The sequence below is a fragment of the Treponema sp. genome (assembly GCF_017430385.1).
Taxonomy (GTDB): Bacteria; Spirochaetota; Spirochaetia; order Treponematales; family Treponemataceae; genus Treponema_D.
The window spans coordinates 54,331-72,892 of record NZ_JAFRNB010000128.1 but is presented as its reverse complement, the minus strand read 5'-3'; the positions used below and the strand labels follow the sequence as shown (position 1 = coordinate 72,892).

At 45.0% G+C, this 18,562-nt stretch carries 9 protein-coding genes; 8 read left to right on the top strand and 1 reads right to left on the bottom strand.

The window, feature by feature from the left end; all coding sequences use genetic code 11:
- The first annotated feature begins 76 nt into the window (after positions 1-76).
- Genes IJJ71_RS09120 through IJJ71_RS09095 form a run of 6 tightly spaced genes read left to right on the top strand, consistent with a single transcriptional unit; the run spans position 77 to position 14,817 of the window.
- Entirely contained in the window at positions 77-2,311 is a 2,235-nt protein-coding gene (locus IJJ71_RS09120) for an adenylate/guanylate cyclase domain-containing protein (RefSeq protein WP_296846520.1), read from the top strand.
- Complete coding sequence (locus tag IJJ71_RS09115) at positions 2,277-5,039, top strand: FecR domain-containing protein (RefSeq protein ID WP_296846519.1); 2,763 nt, start codon at positions 2,277-2,279, stop codon at positions 5,037-5,039. The genes IJJ71_RS09120 and IJJ71_RS09115 overlap by 35 nt, the downstream gene beginning before the upstream one ends.
- A complete protein-coding gene (locus IJJ71_RS09110; protein WP_296846518.1) occupies positions 5,029-6,330 on the top strand; it encodes a hypothetical protein in 1,302 nt (433 codons plus the stop codon). Before IJJ71_RS09115 ends, IJJ71_RS09110 begins: the two co-directional genes overlap by 11 nt.
- Positions 6,331-6,339: 9 nt before the next feature.
- A complete protein-coding gene (locus tag IJJ71_RS09105) occupies positions 6,340-8,493 on the top strand; it encodes a hypothetical protein (protein WP_296846517.1) in 2,154 nt (717 codons plus the stop codon).
- A gap of 8 nt (positions 8,494-8,501) precedes the next feature.
- Positions 8,502-11,807: a leucine-rich repeat protein gene (locus IJJ71_RS09100; RefSeq protein ID WP_296846516.1), complete on the top strand. Its 3,306-nt coding sequence runs from the start codon at positions 8,502-8,504 to the stop codon at positions 11,805-11,807.
- Between the two features lie 10 nt (positions 11,808-11,817).
- Entirely contained in the window at positions 11,818-14,817 is a 3,000-nt protein-coding gene (locus tag IJJ71_RS09095; RefSeq protein ID WP_296846515.1) for a right-handed parallel beta-helix repeat-containing protein, read from the top strand.
- Positions 14,818-15,026: 209 nt separating this feature from the next.
- Here the strand turns inward: IJJ71_RS09095 and IJJ71_RS09090 are convergent, their stop codons facing one another.
- Entirely contained in the window at positions 15,027-15,845 is an 819-nt protein-coding gene (locus IJJ71_RS09090) for an Rpn family recombination-promoting nuclease/putative transposase (RefSeq protein ID WP_296846514.1), read from the bottom strand.
- A 334-nt stretch (positions 15,846-16,179) separates the two neighbouring features.
- On the opposite strand from IJJ71_RS09090, the gene xseB reads away from it, so the two are divergent.
- Both xseB and mutL read left to right on the top strand, forming a co-directional pair.
- Positions 16,180-16,482: an exodeoxyribonuclease VII small subunit gene (gene xseB / locus IJJ71_RS09085; protein ID WP_296846513.1), complete on the top strand. Its 303-nt coding sequence runs from the start codon at positions 16,180-16,182 to the stop codon at positions 16,480-16,482.
- Positions 16,482-18,530: a DNA mismatch repair endonuclease MutL gene (mutL, locus tag IJJ71_RS09080; RefSeq protein WP_296846512.1), complete on the top strand. Its 2,049-nt coding sequence runs from the start codon at positions 16,482-16,484 to the stop codon at positions 18,528-18,530. The genes xseB and mutL overlap by 1 nt, the downstream gene beginning before the upstream one ends.
- The last annotated feature ends 32 nt before the right edge of the window (positions 18,531-18,562 follow it).

The following is an 18,562-nucleotide window of genomic DNA, read 5'->3' as shown; positions in this document are numbered from 1 at the left end:
ACTATATCGCAAAAAAAACTGAAAAATCTATGTAGTAATTGTGTTTTTTTAATCTTATGCGTTATAATGGTTTGATATGTTAAAAAGTGAAGATACTCAAAGTAAAGTCAAGAAACAGAAGAATTTTCCTATAGGTGTAAAGCTAAATTATACCCCCCCCCCGTATCTAGTCAAGAAACAGAAGAATTTTCCCATAGGTGTAAAGCTTGCCCTCATCATCGGGTTCATCGTACTTGTCTCACTCGGCACGGTAACATTCCTTAACAGTTACTTTGTTTCGGAAGATGTCCGCATCACGGCCGAAGAAAACAACCTTACAATCAACACCCGTTCGGCAAGCACCGCCCAGAACGAGCTTTCAAGCGTGCGTGCAAATGTCCTGCAGCTGCTTGACCTCATCAACGCGGCTGGTGGCGGTAAGAACGCTGCCCTTGCAAAACAGGCAGAGGCATTCTTTTTCGAGCGCAATTCCGACATCGCCGAAATCATCGTATTCACGAATTACGGCAATGCAGGCGCAACGCTTCCTATTCACACCCGTCTCAAGAACACGAGGTTTTTCGCATCAAATGAAATTGATTCAAGCCTCACGGACACATATATCGCCCAAATCCGAAAAAACATTGACCGCGCATGCAACGGCGAGACAATCGTTCTCAATGCTTCCCCATATTTCCAGATTGGCGTTCTTGCCCTTCTCCTTCCATACCGTGAAAGCGGCCTTGAGCAGTGCTGCCTCATCCTTTTCAGCCTTGAGTCAATCTCTGACATCCTCGGCACTGGAAGCACAAGCTCAACATTCATGATAAACGACACTGACGACCTTTTGTGTCACAGCGAGAACGACAGGATTCTCAGCGGTCAGAGCATGAGGAATCACCCTCTCGTCGTAGAAATGAGGCAGAAAAACCAGAACAACGAGGAAAGCCGCCAGATTATCTTCGATTCAGTCGGCGACAACGGCAAGCCGGCAAAATTCATCGGCGCATACCAGAAAATCTCAATCGCGGACATCTCAGTTCTCACGACTGTTCCGCTCGACACAGTTCTTGAGGGCGTCCGTACGACAAGGCGCAACAACCTTTACCTCATGGGTATAGTCCTCTTTATTTCCATTATATTCATCCTCACTTTCGCGCGCTTCGTAATTTCCAAACCGTTGCGCCACCTTACGGCTTCGGCAGAGGAAATCCAGAAAGGTAACTTCAACACGGCAATCATCGCAGCCCTCAACACAAAAAGGCGTGACGAAATCGGCGTATTGAACAAATCAACCCAGGACGAGCAGGAATTCTTGAACACATTCGCCCGCTTCACAAACCGTGGAGTCGCAAAGGCAATCGCCCGAAAGGAAATCGACTTCGAGCCGCACCTTAAGGATGTAAGCATCTTCTTCTCGGACATCCGAGGATTCACAGCGATCTCAGACGGATTCAAAAACCGCTTCGGTGAAGAAAGTCCGCGCGAAATCATCGGCTTCTTGAACGACTACATGAGCCGCATGGTAAACTGCGTAACAATTTCAGGCGGCACAATCGACAAATTTGAAGGTGATGCAATCATGGCGGTCTGGGGCATCCTTCGCGACGAGGATTTGAGCTTCGAGCTTCTCCCGGACTCTGACCCAAGCAAAAAACAGAAGGAAGAGCTTCACACACTCCATGTAAAACAGGATGCAGTCAGCGCAATCCGCGGCACAATCGCCATGCGTTACGCCCTCATGCAGTACAACAAGGATGCGGAGGCATTCACAAAGGCACACGAGCACGAGGCAAAGGCAAAATACAAGCCGCACATCCGAATCGGCTGCGGTATCAACACAGGACGAGCAACCTGCGGTATCATGGGCAGCGAAGACAAGATGGAATACACGGCTATCGGTGACAGCGTAAACTTCGCGAGCCGAACCGAAAGCTCAAACAAGCCTTGCGGCACTGACATTCTTATCACGCAGGACACTTACAACCTTCTCAAAAAGGATTACATCAAGTGCGAGGAAAACAACTTCAAGCTTCCTAAGGAGAATGAAGCTAACGAAATCGTTGTTGAGATGATTCCTGTTGAATTTGAAGTAAAAGGCAAAGGAGCGCAGCATTTCTACGGCGTAGTCAACATGCCGCGTTTCGACATAGAAGCATTTTTCAAGACATCGGACAAAGAGTTTAAACTTGACGCTAGCTGTGCGCGTTGCGTAGGCCCTACAGGCCCAAAAACTTTGAACGAAGTAAGGAACTTGCTTGGAATCCCAATCCCAGAATTTGAATCGGTGAACTTGAATGAAGAAGAGAACAAAATTCAGGTTAAGAAATGATTTAGCCGTTCCGTTCTGGATTTCGATTTTTGTTTGTCTCTTGTGCGCAGGCATAAACTTCCTGCTCTTTTACCAGAGCTTTTTCCGTGCGCTTGAGAAATTCAACGAAGCTCCGATCGCGACGATTACATTCAAATATAAGACAGCACAGCGAAAATTCCTCGACCGAGTTGTATGGGACAGACTCCGTCAGCACTCCCCCGTATACAACGGCGACACGATTCACACGGCTAACCTTTCAGAAGCAACAGTCTGGTTCGATGACGGAACAGTGCTTGACCTTGCAGAAAACACAATGGCTCAGGTCTTCCGGCACACGGACGGCTCTCTCGGTGCAGAACTTGAAAAAGGTATCGCGACAGTTGATTCTAGCGAAAATGGAGCAGGACTCACTCTCACGGCATCAAATGTAAAGGTCAATGTTAAGGCCGGAACAAAAATTTCCGCACAGAAAACCGAGGAAAGCGAAAACATCAACCTCACTGTTCAGAAAGGTACGGCCTCGCTCGCCGACGGCTCAACTTTCACAGAGGGCAAAAAATTTCTCGTAAACGAAAGCGGCGAAACCGAAGCCTTGCTCTCAGTCACAAGCCCGTTGCCCGATCAGAAAATTCTCTATTTTGATGATGAATCATATCCGGTCAATTTTGAATGGAACGGCAAGGACAATGAAAATCTCACGCTCAAAATTGCCTCAGACAGGGATTTCCGTTCCGTAACCGAAGAATTTGATGTCAGCGGGCTTAACAAAACCACGGTCAATCTCAAAAAAGGAACATATTACTGGCTTCTTTCTTCCGAAAAAGACGAAAAGGCAAAAAGTTCGGGCAAACTGCAGGTCATTCAGGCATTGAAGCCAAATCTTCTCGCACCGGCCACGGACTACTCATATCATTACCGAAAGAAGACTCCATCAATCCGCTTCATCTGGACTGAGTCTGATACAGCAAGCGCATACAACTTCGTAATCTCAAAAAGCCCTGACATGAAAAATCCTGTCATCGAGCAGCGAAGTTCTTCTTCATCAATGATTATCTCTACCCTTCCGGAAGGAACTTACTGGTGGCAGGTCACTCCATATTACATGATTAACAGGACAGGACTTGCAAATCCTTCAGAAATCGGAACATTCACCGTAAACAGGCAGGGCGAGCTTAAACCGCCGGTACTTTACACACCTGGCAACGGCGAATTCGTAAACAAATCAAAGAATTCTCTCACGCTCTCGTGGGGCATGGAAAACGAAGCAAGTTCTTACAAAGTCACTGTCTCAGCGATGAAGAGCCTCAACTTCCCTACTTTCACCCGCGAAACAGCAGAAAACTTCATCACATTCAAGGGTTCCGATGTCTCAAGCCTCAAGGACGGCGAATATTTCTGGGCAGTCACACAGATTGACAGCGAAGGAAATGAATCCGCAACATCTGAAATCCGCTCTTTCTATGCAATCAACGGCAAAATCGAGCAGAGGACAATCTTCCCGCCAGACGGCTACTCAATCTGGCAGCCGCTCACAGGCGACACACGCTTTACATGGAAGACAAACCTCACTTTCACGCAGCACATTCAGATTGCGAAGGACAGCAACTTCAGCAACATCATATTTGACTCGGAGACAAACAACACTTCATTCAGCGGAGCACAGCTTGAAGAAGGAACTTACTGGTGGCGAATCAGCACACAGGAAGGAAATTTCAAGAATTCAACTCCTGGCAAACAGATTCATATCGTGCCTGAACTTCCTCAGCCGCACCAGATAAAGCCTTCCGAATCTTACAAGGCAGTCGTGCGACCGGCAGAAGAATATGAATTTACATGGGATGAAGCCGAAAATGCCGACTATTACAGGCTCAAACTCTTCAAGGGACAGAGCGATACTCCGATTCTGGACGAAAATTTCATAACGGCAACGAATTTCTCAGTCGCAATGGACGATTTTGAGGAAGGCTCTTACCGCTGGGAATTGCAGTCATATTCTTACGAGACGGAATCAGCTTCCCGCCGAAGCAGTAAACTTGCAAGCGCATACTTCGTATTGCGAAAAATCCGCCCGGTAGTGCTTGTTTCACCTTCAAACAGCGCATCAATCTCAGGCTGGGATGCAATCGAAAATCCGCCGTACTTCAAGTGGCAGTCTGCCGAAAAATTCTCCAAGGCAAACATCGTCATCACGAAGACCGGTGACAAAAACGCCGAGCCAATCGTGCTCAGGCAGACAGGCTATTCATGCCGTCTTCCACAGCTTTCAAGCGGAACTTATGAATGGACTGTAAACGCCTACACGATGGACGAACTTGATATTTCAGCCGTAAAACCATCTTACTTTACGATTGAGCCTATTCCGCCGTTCGACATGCCGCAAAATGCAAAAACTGAGGGTGGGACTGTTTTCAACGCCGAATATCTCAGAAACAACCACGAGATTGACTTCTCATGGAACAAGGTTTCCCGCGCACAAAGCTACATTTTTGAACTTTACACTGAGAAAAACAAACGGCTTGTAAGGGAAGTTCTTGACGGCAACGAAAACACTAAATTCGTCCTCAGAGACTTAACTATTCTGGACAAAGGAAACTTCTCATGGAAAGTATGGGCAGTAAGAATGACAGATGACAAAAAACGCATCCTGATTGACGGAATTCCTGCCGAAAACAGGTTCACGATTGACTACACATTGAATTCAACCGGTGCATCTCGAAAGCGGAATGGAGATTTCTATGCTCAGTAGGATTATGCTCAAATTTTCTGTGATTGTCCTTATTTTTACAATTTCCATCCCATTCTCATGGGCGTGGGGAAAGAAAAAACAGAATTTTACAATTGGTCTTGAGCAGGATTTTGGAATCGGAGACATTGGAAATTCCCAGAGCGATACGGCACAGGCAAACGAAGTAAAGCAGCCTTTTTCATGGGTAAGTGCAGGCGATGTCCTCAAATATGAAATCATAATCGAACGGTTCGATGAGGGAGCGGAACATTATCTTCCATATTTCTTCCATGAAACCAACGAAGAGGAAACAAAATCCTGCATCATCTACATTGATCCGGTTCTTCCGGTCGGCCAGTACCGCTCGGAAATCAAGGTTTACAATATCTTAGGCAAACTGGAGCAAAGCCTGACAAGCCACGACGAATTCACGGTCCGCCAGGCATACAAGCCGGAAATCCGCAGCGTAAGCTACCCTCTTTACATGAGGAGCACGATTTACCTCGACGATCTGGACAACGACGGAATCATTGAAGTCGAAGGCCGTAACCTTTTCATGCCGGACCCGGAAGACAAGGCTATCGTCCACACAAAATACTTCCTCAAGGGCTCGCGCACGATTTACCCGGAAGAAGTTTTAAGCATCGACGAACTCAGGAACCGAAAAATCAAATTCCGCTTCGACATGAAAAAACTTGAGGTCGGAAGATACGATTTCTTCGCACAGGACGCTTCAGGCCTCCACTCAGAGGCAAGCTCAGACTCAGAATTCACGGTCAAATTCAAGAAATGGATGGATTTGGACATTCAGGCCGGCTACACATGCCCTTATGTCCTTCACGATGAAACGCTTCCGACATATCTCGGATCAAAAATCTATCCTTTAAGCGGTCAGGCAAAAATCAGCTTCATGCCGTTCAAGCGCAACTGGGGCTACCTCGGAATAGGTCTCAGGGCAAGCTATTCACGGCTTGAGTATAAGGAAGACACTTACACGATTGACGGAAATTTGGGCACAGGGCATTTCCTTTTCATCTACCAGCTGCCAATGTTCCGAAGACGCGTTGTGGCAGAAATTCACGCCGGAGCAGGAGTCACCTACTTCAACAACATCATCTTCCACTTCCCGCACAACATGCAGTCACCTGCGCTCAACACTCTTTCACCTTCGGCAGATGCAGGCCTGAGCGTTCAGTTTTACATAAACAAGCGGCTTTACACGGAGATTGCGGCAGATTATATCTTCACAATGAACAAAGACATGATTCTTGGCATGGTTCAGCCTTCACTTGGCGTGGGCTGGCAGTTCTAGGAGGTTAAAATGTTTTTAGAGAAATTCAGAAAAAATGCAGAAAGATCTGACAAATCTGTCAAATTAAATTTTCTCGCACTGAAATTAACGCTTTTTCTTCCTTTTATTCTTCCTGCATGTGATTTTGAAAATGTTCTCGAGCCTACTTTCAACGACCCGGCAAAGGAATTCTTCAAGGAATACACGGAAAGCGCGGCAGTCATGCAGCACCAGATTCTCGTTCCGACATACAATGACGGAAGTCTCCACCTCTGCATAAGCTCAATGGAAGACGGTACAGTTACCCTTTTCATGCGAAATCCGCAGCGGTACAAGCTCGACACAACCGTAACTTTTCCGGCACTTGACTCAGAAATCGATTTGTCAGCCGTTACAATCGAGCAGGACACAAACGACACCCTTAAGCTTACTATGCCTGTCACATTTTTGGTCGATGCTGACGAAGGAAAGGAAATCAGTCCGACAGTCCATCTGACTGAGCCACGGAGCGGACGAAATTTCGGAGACTACAGTTTCAGTCTTTTCAGCAACACAAAGCCGCCTGAGCTTAACAATCCGACTGTTCTGAACGAATCAAACACGACATTTGTAGTTGCATTCGACATGCCTTCCCAGGCGGAGCTTGCTCTTCGGCACAAAGATTTGACTTCAATCAGCGTAAACGGGCAATCTTATCCTGTTTCCGTGGATGCGGACGGAAATTTCAGTTTCTCAGATTCTGCTTTCTCAACAACCCAGAAAACACTCATCGCAATCGGTGGAAAAACATTCACGTACAATGACCGCTCGGTTTACTACACCACGGGCGAGCCTTTCGTCGAAGGTGACAAGGAATATTCAATTATACTTGCAGACAAGGCGGGACTTTCCTCGACATCACTTGCAAGCACGAAAATCACAAAACTCAACTCCCCTACCATCACGAATGTGTCAGGGAAATCAATCGAATCAAAATATGACACGGACTACAACAGCGTAACAAATGAATACAAGCCAAAGTCACTTCCTCTTTTGAGCGGAAAAGAATACACGACGGTGACTGTCACAGCCCCGACTGCGGACAACCTCGGAGGAGCGGTTTCTTCGGACGGACTTGAAGTTCATTACACGCTCTACAATGGAACCCCGAAAGTCGCAAAACTCGTCAAGACCGGAACTTTCTCAGGCAGCCTGACACTGGAACTTGAAGTCGGATCATGGTATCTGGAAACTTATGCAACAAAGACAAACTATGAAAAATCAGCAAAGGCAATCAGCTATATCCGCGTACTCGACTCATGTCTCTTCATCGGCGAAAACGGAAGCGATGAGGACACGGAAGCCGACGGAACGGACGCACTGCCTTACAAGACAATCCATAAGGCAATCGCCGACATCAACAAGCGCAACGATGACAGCGTAGAATACACTCTCATGATTCAGGGAAATGTCACAGGAGAGGAAAACACAGATTCAATAGCAGCTTCAGGACTCATAATCACAAGCGCAAACTCTCCATCTTCGGACACGCTCGGCACATTCAGCCTTACAAGTGGAATTCCTGTAACAATCAAGGCTGTCAAGGTTACAAACCTCACGGCAAAGACTGCAAACAACATCACAGTCTCAGAAGATGCTGTAATCACAACGGCAACCGTACAAGGCACAAGTCTTGGAATCGAATCTAACGCCCAGATTACGGAAGTAAACCTTGTAAGTGGCGGAACACTCAAGATTACAGGCAACCTCAAGCAGGAAACGGCAGCGACAATCACGCCGGAAACTTATGCAAACGGAGCAAAGGTCGTAGCGGACAGCGAATATCTTGCGGCAAACTACGAAAAGATTAAGGTAAAACAGAATAACACTGACAGCGTATGGCTTGTTCTGAGCGACGGAACCCTCATCGAAAGGGTAAAGCGAAACATTACAATCACCGTCATACAGCAGGAAGAAGATATTGAAGTAACGCAGACAAGCAGCGGAAACGAAGTCACATTCAAATTAACCACAACTGGCTGCTCAACTTATAATTGGACGGTTGATGGCACAGCACAGACTGGAATAACAGATACGCTTGTCATTGACACAACAAGCTGGACAAAAGGCACTTACGACATTTATCTGGAAGCTGTAAAAGACAGTAAGACATACTCTTACCACGCTCAGATTACAAAAAATTAGGAGCCGCAATGAAAATGATAACAATAAGAAAAATTCTTACATTAGCTGCATTAGCTTTTGCCCCTCTCATAATCTCCTGCAGCAACATTGCTGACAGGGAAGAAGAATTCAAGGCAGTCTTAACGGCAGAAGAGTCAAAATCAGAGCGGGCGTACATACGGGTAAATGTCGAAAATACAGATTCAGGCTCACGAACACTTCTTCCAAAAGTTGAAATCTCTAATTTGGTTCTCACAGGCAAGCGTGGCAACGGAGAAACACAAGTCCTTTCAAAAGCTGACACACTCCTAGAAATGAGTGCAAAACAGATAGAACTCCAGACAGAATCAAATACTGAAACATGGAAATTCACACTTACTGCCAAGGTCAGTGGAGTTGCATACAGCAGTGGTGAGGTTTCAAAGGAGATAAAAAGCGGCGGCGAAAATCCGCTGAGTTTTACGCTTGAACCGGCTGACGGAGCGACGACAGGAACGCTGGATTTTTCACTCACATTTACCGGAACAGAGGGCGTTGATTACGAAGTAATAGTAAATGGTTTGCCCCTTCCCGACACACAGAAATCTGGAGATACAATCATTTGGAAAGAGTCTGGCTTAACGCCTGGAACGCACGCATTAAAGATAGAATTCCGTGCAAAAAATGCAAACAACTCCTCTGCCCCATTGTCAGAAGTACTCAACACCTACAAAAACGTTTTCCGCATCGAAAAAGGAATCACAACAAAGGCAGAAGTAACAAACTTCAACCTGAACCAAGTTTATTCAATTACTTATGATGGTTACGAGCCGACAACAAACGCCGATGTTCCCGTCGCGGACGCACTCGACCCAACAGACAGCGTAATGACATTGAAATTCAGCCGAAAAGCCGGTGCTGGCACAGACGGTTACATCACCCTTCCGAAACTTTCAAACAGCAGCATGACATTCTCAGGCTGGTACACTTCCGCAGATTTTGCCGAAGCATCCAAAGTGCCGGAATCCGGCACGGCTCCAAATACAGTCCAGAAAATCAAGGTCAGGGAAAATCTTAAAGACCTCACGCTTTATGCTAAGTGGATGTTTTCATCAAACGGAACTGTCTACACTCTTGCTGATTACAATTTCAGTTTTGCACTTAAAAATCAGGATGATTCTGACGCTACAGTAATCTATCCGGGACAAGAGGCTGTTTTTGTTATAAATCCTACGATTACAAAAAAAGGCACGGCAATTCCATTAACAATCACAGAAAACGGAAAGACTCTCATTGAAGAAAAAGAAGTAACATGGACTGCAAGCCTTCTAAATGATGCTATAATTGTAGCAGACGGCATTGCTGTCACGGCAAATTCATCAACAGGAAAAATATCCCTGACAGTACCTGCACAAACCTATCGGGATAATTATATTCTCAAAATTACATCAACCTACCTTGGCCTATCACATGATGCATATTTTTCTATAAATATTTCTAAAAATGCCATAAATGCAGCTTTTTACATAAACTCACTTACAGAAGCAGGAGAATACACCGTAGAAGTTGAAGGTGCGGTAGGTCCCGGAACAGAAGAAGGACTTGCAAAGGTAGCAAGTGCAATAAAAAGCCGCTCAAGCAATGTATTCATAAATCTTGATGCAATTAATACATCAAGATTAAGCGACATTGCAACTTACAATAACGGAGCATATTTTAAAGACTGTACACAACTGAAATCAATTATACTTCCAGACTGGATGCAATATGTAATTCCTAACTTGTTCAAAGACTGTACAAATCTTACAAGCGTAACTCTCAGCAAAAACACCCAATGGATTTGCACAAATGCCTTTAACGGCTGCGTAAAACTTGCAAGCATAACTATTCCAGCAGGAATTACAGGAAGCGGCGAGCATTATGGAATTCAAGCAGGTGCATTTACAGACTGTAATAGCGGATTTACAATCACCTATCAAGGAACTAAGGAACAGTGGGGCAAAGTTAGGCGCCCTGATAACTCCACAAGTGCAACAAAATGGCATGATGGAACTCTGGAAGATGGGGACACTGATGGTAGCGTAGCATGTACGAACGGGAAGTGTGGATTCGATTATGAGCCTATTTATCCAGTTTCAAGTCTTACGGAAGCTCCGACATCTGGAACTTATACGCTAAGCACATTGGACGAGTTAAAGCAGATTAGAACTTGGGTAGGCACAGCACCGCGTTCAACTTTAGAAAATGTAACATTTAAATTAACCGATGATATTGATACTCAAGGAGAGCAGATTACAATTGGATATTTCCAATATTCCTCTTTTGGTTCTAATACTGAATATGCTTTTAGCGGAACTTTAGACGGAGACGGACACAAAATAACAAATACAATACCAGAAACCTCCTCTAATTACAAATATAGTGCTCTATTTTATTATGTAAAAGGTGGCACAATAAAAAACCTGACGGTGGCAGGAACTTCAAACCGCGGCTCTATAATAGGCATCTTAAAAGAAGGCACGGTAGAAAATTGTGTTTCAGAAACAAATATTACAATTAGTTCATCTGACTCAATTAATAGCACCGGAGAAGTTTATGTTGGTGGTATTGTATCTTCTATAAACCGACCTTCTAACGGTTCAAGTGTAATAAAAAACTGCGTAAATAAGGGAAATATTACTATTGATAGAGGTGGGAGCATAAGAGCTGGGGGAATAGCAGGAGATTGCTGGGATAGTTCAATCATAATTGACAGATGTATAAATAAGGGAAATATATCAGTAAGTAAGCCTATTTATGGTCTTGGCGGTATAGTTGGGCAATTATGTGAATATACAGCTATTAGTAACTGTAAAAATGTTGGGACTATTACAACTACAACATCAGCTAATAGTGTAGGTGGAATAGCAGGATACTTAAATAACGGAAATGATGCTTCTGCTACTAATAAAATGGTATTAAACTGCTGTAACAATGGAGATGTTAACTCTGGAAGCGAGAGCAGCGGGCTTTTTGGTAATCTGTCTAAAAAACCGCATCTAAAAAATAACTGTAATTCAGGCACTTCTTATTATGGTTTTTCATCTAAAATAGCTGACAGTTTTTCTAGTATAGAATGGATTACAAATAATTACTGCATGGATGGAAGTTATACAAGTGGAAACATAGTAAACTATAGCGGGTCAGTTACTATAGGTTCACAAAATGTTACAACATCTTCTGACAGCCAGACTACTAAAAATTCGCTTAATAATTGGGCAAGTACTAACAGCTCAGATTCATTGCAGTTTGCTTCATGGAAGCTAAATGCAGTCGGCAAGCCAGAACTTGACCTTGGAGAACTTGATAATAAATAAGGAATTGAGCATGACTAAAATGAGAAAATATCCTTTATTTTGTTTTATTTCGCTGCTTTTTGCGGCAGTCTTTTTCTCTTCATGTATAAACATCACGGATTCAGAGTCACACTCTGTATATGATGTGGGATATGTTGATTCTTGTAATTCTACAGAATTCGTCACACTGACTGGAAGAATTTCAACGAACGGTGCTTTACCAAGTCAAATAGCAGAAAATCTATCTGCAAATGCAACTGCTTCTGATTCTTCAAGAAGTGCCGCACCTACCGTAAGTTTGACCGGTTATTTCATTCAGGCAGTCAGCGGCAGCGAAACAATTAACGGAACGGTAACGGACGGCTCTTATTCAATCAGCCTTGTTTTGGGAAGAACTTACACCGTAACGGCAGGCCTGAAATCTGATGATACAATTATCCTAAAAGACGAATGGAAGGATGTCACGCCGACAAGGGAAAACGCAGGCAATGGAACTTTAACGCATGATTTTATTTTGAATACGGCCGCTTCTGAAAACACTGCGAACGGATTCGTGGAACTTACGATAACCGTAGATTCATCCATTAAGCGCATTACAACAACTTGTCCAGATTCCGACTGGGGGAATACAGATGAAAATCTTTCCGGCACAACTTACACGCTGAGCAAACCAAAAGTTGATGGAGATTCTACAAGCGGCATATCACCAAAGGTCTATGAAGTTAGATTCAGTTTTTATGATGACAAAAGCGTTCTCCTCTACTCTTCCATACAGTCAGTAAACGTCTTGTCATGCTTAACCACGAACAAATGGATTTCAGGTGGCGGCTCGGCAGAACCAATCAATTCAAGCGGAAATTTTGAGGTCAGTTCCGCACTAATTGAAACATTCGCACGAACACAAATCTATGTTGGAAACACAGGCTTAAAACTTGCAGACGGAAGTAATGTCGTTCCATCTGACACAACAGGAACTGGAAGCCCTTACGCCCCGTTTGCGACAGTCTCAAAGGCAATCTCAATGATTTCCGCAGTTGGCTCAAGCTCAACTGATTACACGATTCTGATAAGTGGCGAAATCAAGCCAAAATCAGGAACTACGACCACGAATTTTCCTTCCTCACTCGATGAAAAGGTAAAATCAATCACGATTTGCGGAGTTACGGGAAGCGACTCAGACATCCTCAACGGAGAGCAGAAAGGCTCGGTTCTTACGATAGGAATGACGAAGCCTGTCACAATCAAAAACCTTACAATCATGAACGGAAAAGCTGCAAACGGCGGGGGAATCAACATTTCTGCAGGAACGATAAAACTAGAAACTGGTGCAAAAATTAGCGGCAATACAGTTTCCAAAAACGGCGGCGGCATATTCATCAACGGAAAAGGCATCTGTACCATGAGCGGCGGTGAGATTTCTGGAAATACTGCTAATGATAGCGGTGGAGCCGTAGCATTTGAAAAGGAATGTCCTGAAGCAAGATTCACTATGACTGGCGGAAAAATTTCCGAGAACGAAGCATCCCGTGCGGGCGGAATCTACGCTAGAAACGGCATTGTAAGCGTTACCGGCGGTGAAATTTCAGGAAACAAGGCTACAGGAACAAGCGGCGGCGGCATTTACTGCGGAGGACCTGTTGATTCAGACCCGGCAAAGAACGGAACTGTCACTGTGGGCGGAACGGCTGTAATAAAGGGTAACCGCGCAAACAAATTCGGCGGCGGAGTCTTCATCGAGTACGGAAAATCGTTTACATTTGAAGGCGGGACAATCGGCGGAAACTCGGAGGAAGACGCAAACACCGCAGAACAGGGCGGCGGAATCTATGTTTCTGGAAGCCTTACGATGTCAGGCGGCGTTATTAAAGGTAACAGCGTAACCGAAGACGGTGGCGGACTTTATGCATCGGGAGAAACGGAGATTACGGGCGGAAGCATTGAGTCAAATTCCGCAACTGGAAGAGGTGGCGGAATCTTTATGAACAACGGAAGTCTGACTCTCTCAGGCTCAATCTCAATTCCAGCGGGTAACGACAAGAAGAACGACCTGTATCTAATTACAGGAAAAACAGTTGCTCTTTCAGATTCGCTGACTTCCAGCCATGTCGCAACAATCACGCCAGAGGAATATGCGGACGGAACTCCGATTCTCTCTCTTGCAGAGCCGACTTCAACAACGATTGCAAATGAGCGGGCAAAATTCAGCATAAGGCAGCAATCAGAGCAGCTGGAAATTTTTGACATCTCAAATGAAGGATACCTTACGAATATAGTTTTCTCTTTTGATAATACATTCCCGAACGGAACTGTTTACGGCACTGAAACACACGAGGATAAGCCGTATATCGTAATCAAATACAGCTATCTTGACTATGATAATCTGAGTCTAGATGTCACAAATCCGTTTGGCAGCATGGACTGGTCTATGGAATTCATGCTTGACGGCACTAATGTCGGCGTTCCTTACGACATAGGCCTTTCTGACGGCTACCACACACTGAGCGCAACACTTACAAAGGGAAGCGAGAGTGTGACGGCAACGACAAGGGTACATGCAATGATTAAGCCGGTAACAGTGACAGTGCCTAACGTAACAGCGTTCTGTACAAGAGATCAAAATTGCAGGCTTTTTCTCTCTGTGGAACTGTACATCGAGGGAAAGAATGACGGCAAAGATACTGGACGACAGACAATTAAGGCATGGGCTGAAACCAGCGGCGAAAACGGTTCTCTCTCTAAGATACTTACAACGAATTCAAACTCCAATTATGTTACTCTTACTGCCCCTGATAGTACATTCTACTTTTATACGAGTCTGGCAGACGATACCAGCGATTCTTCTGTTTCATGTGGAATTGTAAACAAAGGGTACACACATACGACACGCACTTTGGAGCAATTAAAGGCCGGCATGAACAGCAGCCATAACTATAGTTTTGATTCGCAATGTGTCAACTCTTCTGGCGCTACAATAAGTGACAGCGGCAGACGAGCTCACTACTGGTTTACCGTAAATTTGAACGACGACTAACAATTGCACGGCAATCCGCAAGTTTTCAAACGGCAATACTAACATATTCATACAGCAATACTAACACTCAAACATTGCCGTATGAATGTAAAAGTATTGCAATGTGAAGCATCAAGTATTGCAATGTGAAGCATCAAGTATTGCTGTATTAAACATCGAGTACGGCAATACTTTTTCCCGCGGATTGCAATGATTTCAGTTTTCAACTTTCAACTTTCCGTTTTCAATTCATTTTTGAGTGCAATCACCTGCTCCAGCGGAAGGGATACGGCCTGAGAAATCTGTTCTTCTGTTAACAAATTCATACGAAGAAGATTCCGGGCGTTTTCAATGGCATTTGCCTGCGCTCCTTCCTCGAACGAAATTTCTTTTTCTTCATCTATCGTCTGCTGCCAGGTCATGTAGTTTTTCCTCCAATCAGAGTTTTTCTTTGCGAACTCGACTTTTTCTTCAATTCTCTTGGAAAGTGAGGTTTCGGCTTTGCTCCCTTTGAGGAATTTGAAGAAGTCTTTCTCTTCCTGTGTCTTAAGTTTATCACAGTTTTTTGCATTGAAAAAGACTTTGTATGTCCGGTCGTTTAGCTTTAGGTTTTTGTCCTCCCGGCATAAATTCTCGAAGGAATAGACTGGAAGTTCTTTTCCGAAGATGTCGTCAAGACAGATGAAGATGATGTAAGAGTCTTTCAGTTTCGTGTAATTCTCGCCTTTCGCCAGATTGTCCGTGTCGATTGCGCTCTGGTAATACCTTGCACGCTTTGGAAGGTTTTTCGTGTCGGTGGTCTGCATTTCCAGATCAAAAATTCGCCTGTCGTCCTTCGTGTAGACGTCGAATCTAACGCTTTTCACATCGAACGATTCCTGCACTGTCTTCTCTGACTGCGGCTGCTCAAGATGGTCGATTTTGATGTGAAGAAGCAACTCTATGAGTTCCCGGCACAGCTCAGGCTCGCTTTCCAGAATTTTGCAGAACAAAAAATTGTCCGCGAATGTTAATTCTTCCCAGCTTTTAGTCTTTCTTTTGGCTGCCATAAATACGCCTCGTAAAAAATAAATTTCCGTCAGGGGAAAATCCATGCTCTGAGGAAAGTTTTCCTTCTGACATATATTTATTTCCAAAAAATTTTCATTTTTGGCAACGCGATTTAAATAAAATCAGAATTGTTAAAAAGAAAGTCGGTTTTGGATAAAAAGAAAGGGCGCGCCAGCTATGGAGCAGCGCCGGAGGCGGCCACTGGACTGAACGAACGGAGTGAGTGAGGGAAGCGGCTGAGCGTTAGCGAACTGCGGAACAGCGCAAGCAGGTGGATTTCGCCCTTAATGATTTTTGTGGAACTTATCCGATTTTTCTGATACACTGTGAGTTATGAAATCATTTGAAGAAAACCTTTCCCGATTGGAAGAACTCACAGCAAATATCCGCAAGCAGGACATTTCTCTCGAAGATGCGCTTGCTAATTTTGAGGAAGGAATCAAACTTGCAAAGACTCTTGAAAAAGATATAGAAAAAATCGAAGGCAAAATCCAGATTCTCATGAATCAGCCGGTAAAAGCTGACCCGGCCTCGCCTGTTCCGCAGATAAACATTGAGCCTCAGCTTGATTTGTTCAGCGGAGCCGATGCCACAACAGGAAGTGCGGGCGCACCACAAGAAGGATTGCGCCAATAATGAGCGAACGAAGGCCTGTCCGCGCACTTTCAGTTGATGTCGCAAGAAAAATCGCCGCCGGTGAAGTAATTGACCGCCCTGCCGCAATCGTGCGCGAGCTTCTCGACAATGCCGTAGATTCCGGAGCCGATTCAATCAATGTCGAAATCGCAGGCGGCGGCATCGAAAAAATCCGAATCGCGGACAACGGTGCGGGCATGACTCTGGATGACCTCAAAAACTGTGCCCGCCCCCACTGTACAAGCAAAATCGCCGAATCCGAAGATTTATTGAATCTCACGACTCTAGGCTTTCGTGGTGAAGCACTTGCCTCAATCGCAGCCGTAGCCCGCCTTTCAATCATGAGCGGTTCGAACAAAATGCGTGCAAGCATCACCGAAGACCACTTGATTGAGACAATACCACCAGTTCAGGACGGAAAAGGCACAATCGTCATGAGCGAAGGCCTTTTTGAAAACTTCCCTGCCCGACGGAACTTTCTAAAACGGCCTTCATCTGAGACAATGATGTGCCGCGAAGTCTTTATCGAAAAATCCCTTCCCCGCCCGGACATTGCTTTCCGCCTCACAGTTGACGACACAATCCGCCACGATCTTCCATCTGGAGTCACACTTGCAGAACGATTTGCCCGCGCGCTTGAACTAAAAGAAAGCACAAGCCTTTTTGCAGAAATAAAATCAAGCGGAAAGGAAAATGACGGAACAACCGACTGGAGCTATTCTCTTGTAATTGGAGAACCAGGCATCTACCGAAACGACAGAAAGCAAATCTACATTTTCGTAAACGGTCGCCGCGTTCAGGAATATTCCTTGATGCAGGCAATTGAATACGGCTGTCAGGGCTTTTTTCCCAACGGCACGCACCCAGTCGCTGCCCTTTTTCTCAAAGTAAGCCCGCGCCTCGTTGATTTCAACATTCATCCTGCCAAAAAAGAAGTTCGTTTCAAAGACATTTCAAGCGTTCACCACGGAGTAAGTAGCGGAGTAAAAAATTACTTCCGAAGCTATGGAATCAAAAACAGCTTTGAGCGCGAGCAAGAAATTCAGGAAGAAATCGCCAAAAACGAAAGGAACACGCTTTTTCAGGCAATCGTGGATAACGAGCTTGCCCGTGCAGAAAAAGAATCCCTCGCAGAGAACCAGGAGGGCACAGAGAGATTTTTCAACAGGAAGTCTTTTGGCACAAATCTCGATGTTGCAGAATCTCGCTTTAGCGCAAAAGATTTTTCTATTAACAACGCTCCCAACAAAGAAGCAAGATTCAAAATCGACCACACCAGCTCTACTTTCGATTCAGGAAAATCTTCAGCATCATCATATTCATCACGACTGGCAGATTACGCACTGGATTCATCCGCACCATCCGAATCTTCTGAAGCCGTTTCATCATCATTGAATCAGCCGAAAGTTTCAGACTCTTTCGCAAAAAATCACATCCGATTCCAGGACGGAAACGAAATGCGCTTCTCAATTCCGGGAAGCTCCGTCTCATCCAGAGCTGATCCTGATTTTGTTTACTACGGAACTCTTTTCGGCACATTTCTCATGGTTCAGAAAAGCGGCGTTTTCTATCTTATTGACCAGCACGCAGCCCATGAACGCATTCTTTTCAACAAACTGATGGCAGGGGGCAGCGAAAAGCAGGAACTTCTGGTTCCTTATGAAATCCACACCGAGTCCAAAGAAGATGACGATTATCTTTCTTCGATTCAAACAACGCTCACAACAGCAGGCTTCACTTGCGAAAACAAAGGGGGCGGAAAGTGGATTTTTAGCTCACTCCCCGCCCGCTACAAAGGAACTGAGGCCGACTTAAAAGCCGCCCTTTTTGAAAAACATGTCAGCCCGGAAGAAATTATCTACCAGATTGCCGCAATGACCGCCTGCAAAGCTGCAGTCAAAGACGGAACAATCTTAGGCCCAGAAGCCGCAGAAAATCTTGCGCGCGAAGCACTGGAGCTAAAAGACCCTCACTGCCCGCACGGCCGCCCCTGCTGGACAACTCTCACCAAAGAAGAGCTATTCGCCCGCGTCCGCCGCACGAGGTAAACAATAAATACAGAAAATTCGCCACATGGAGG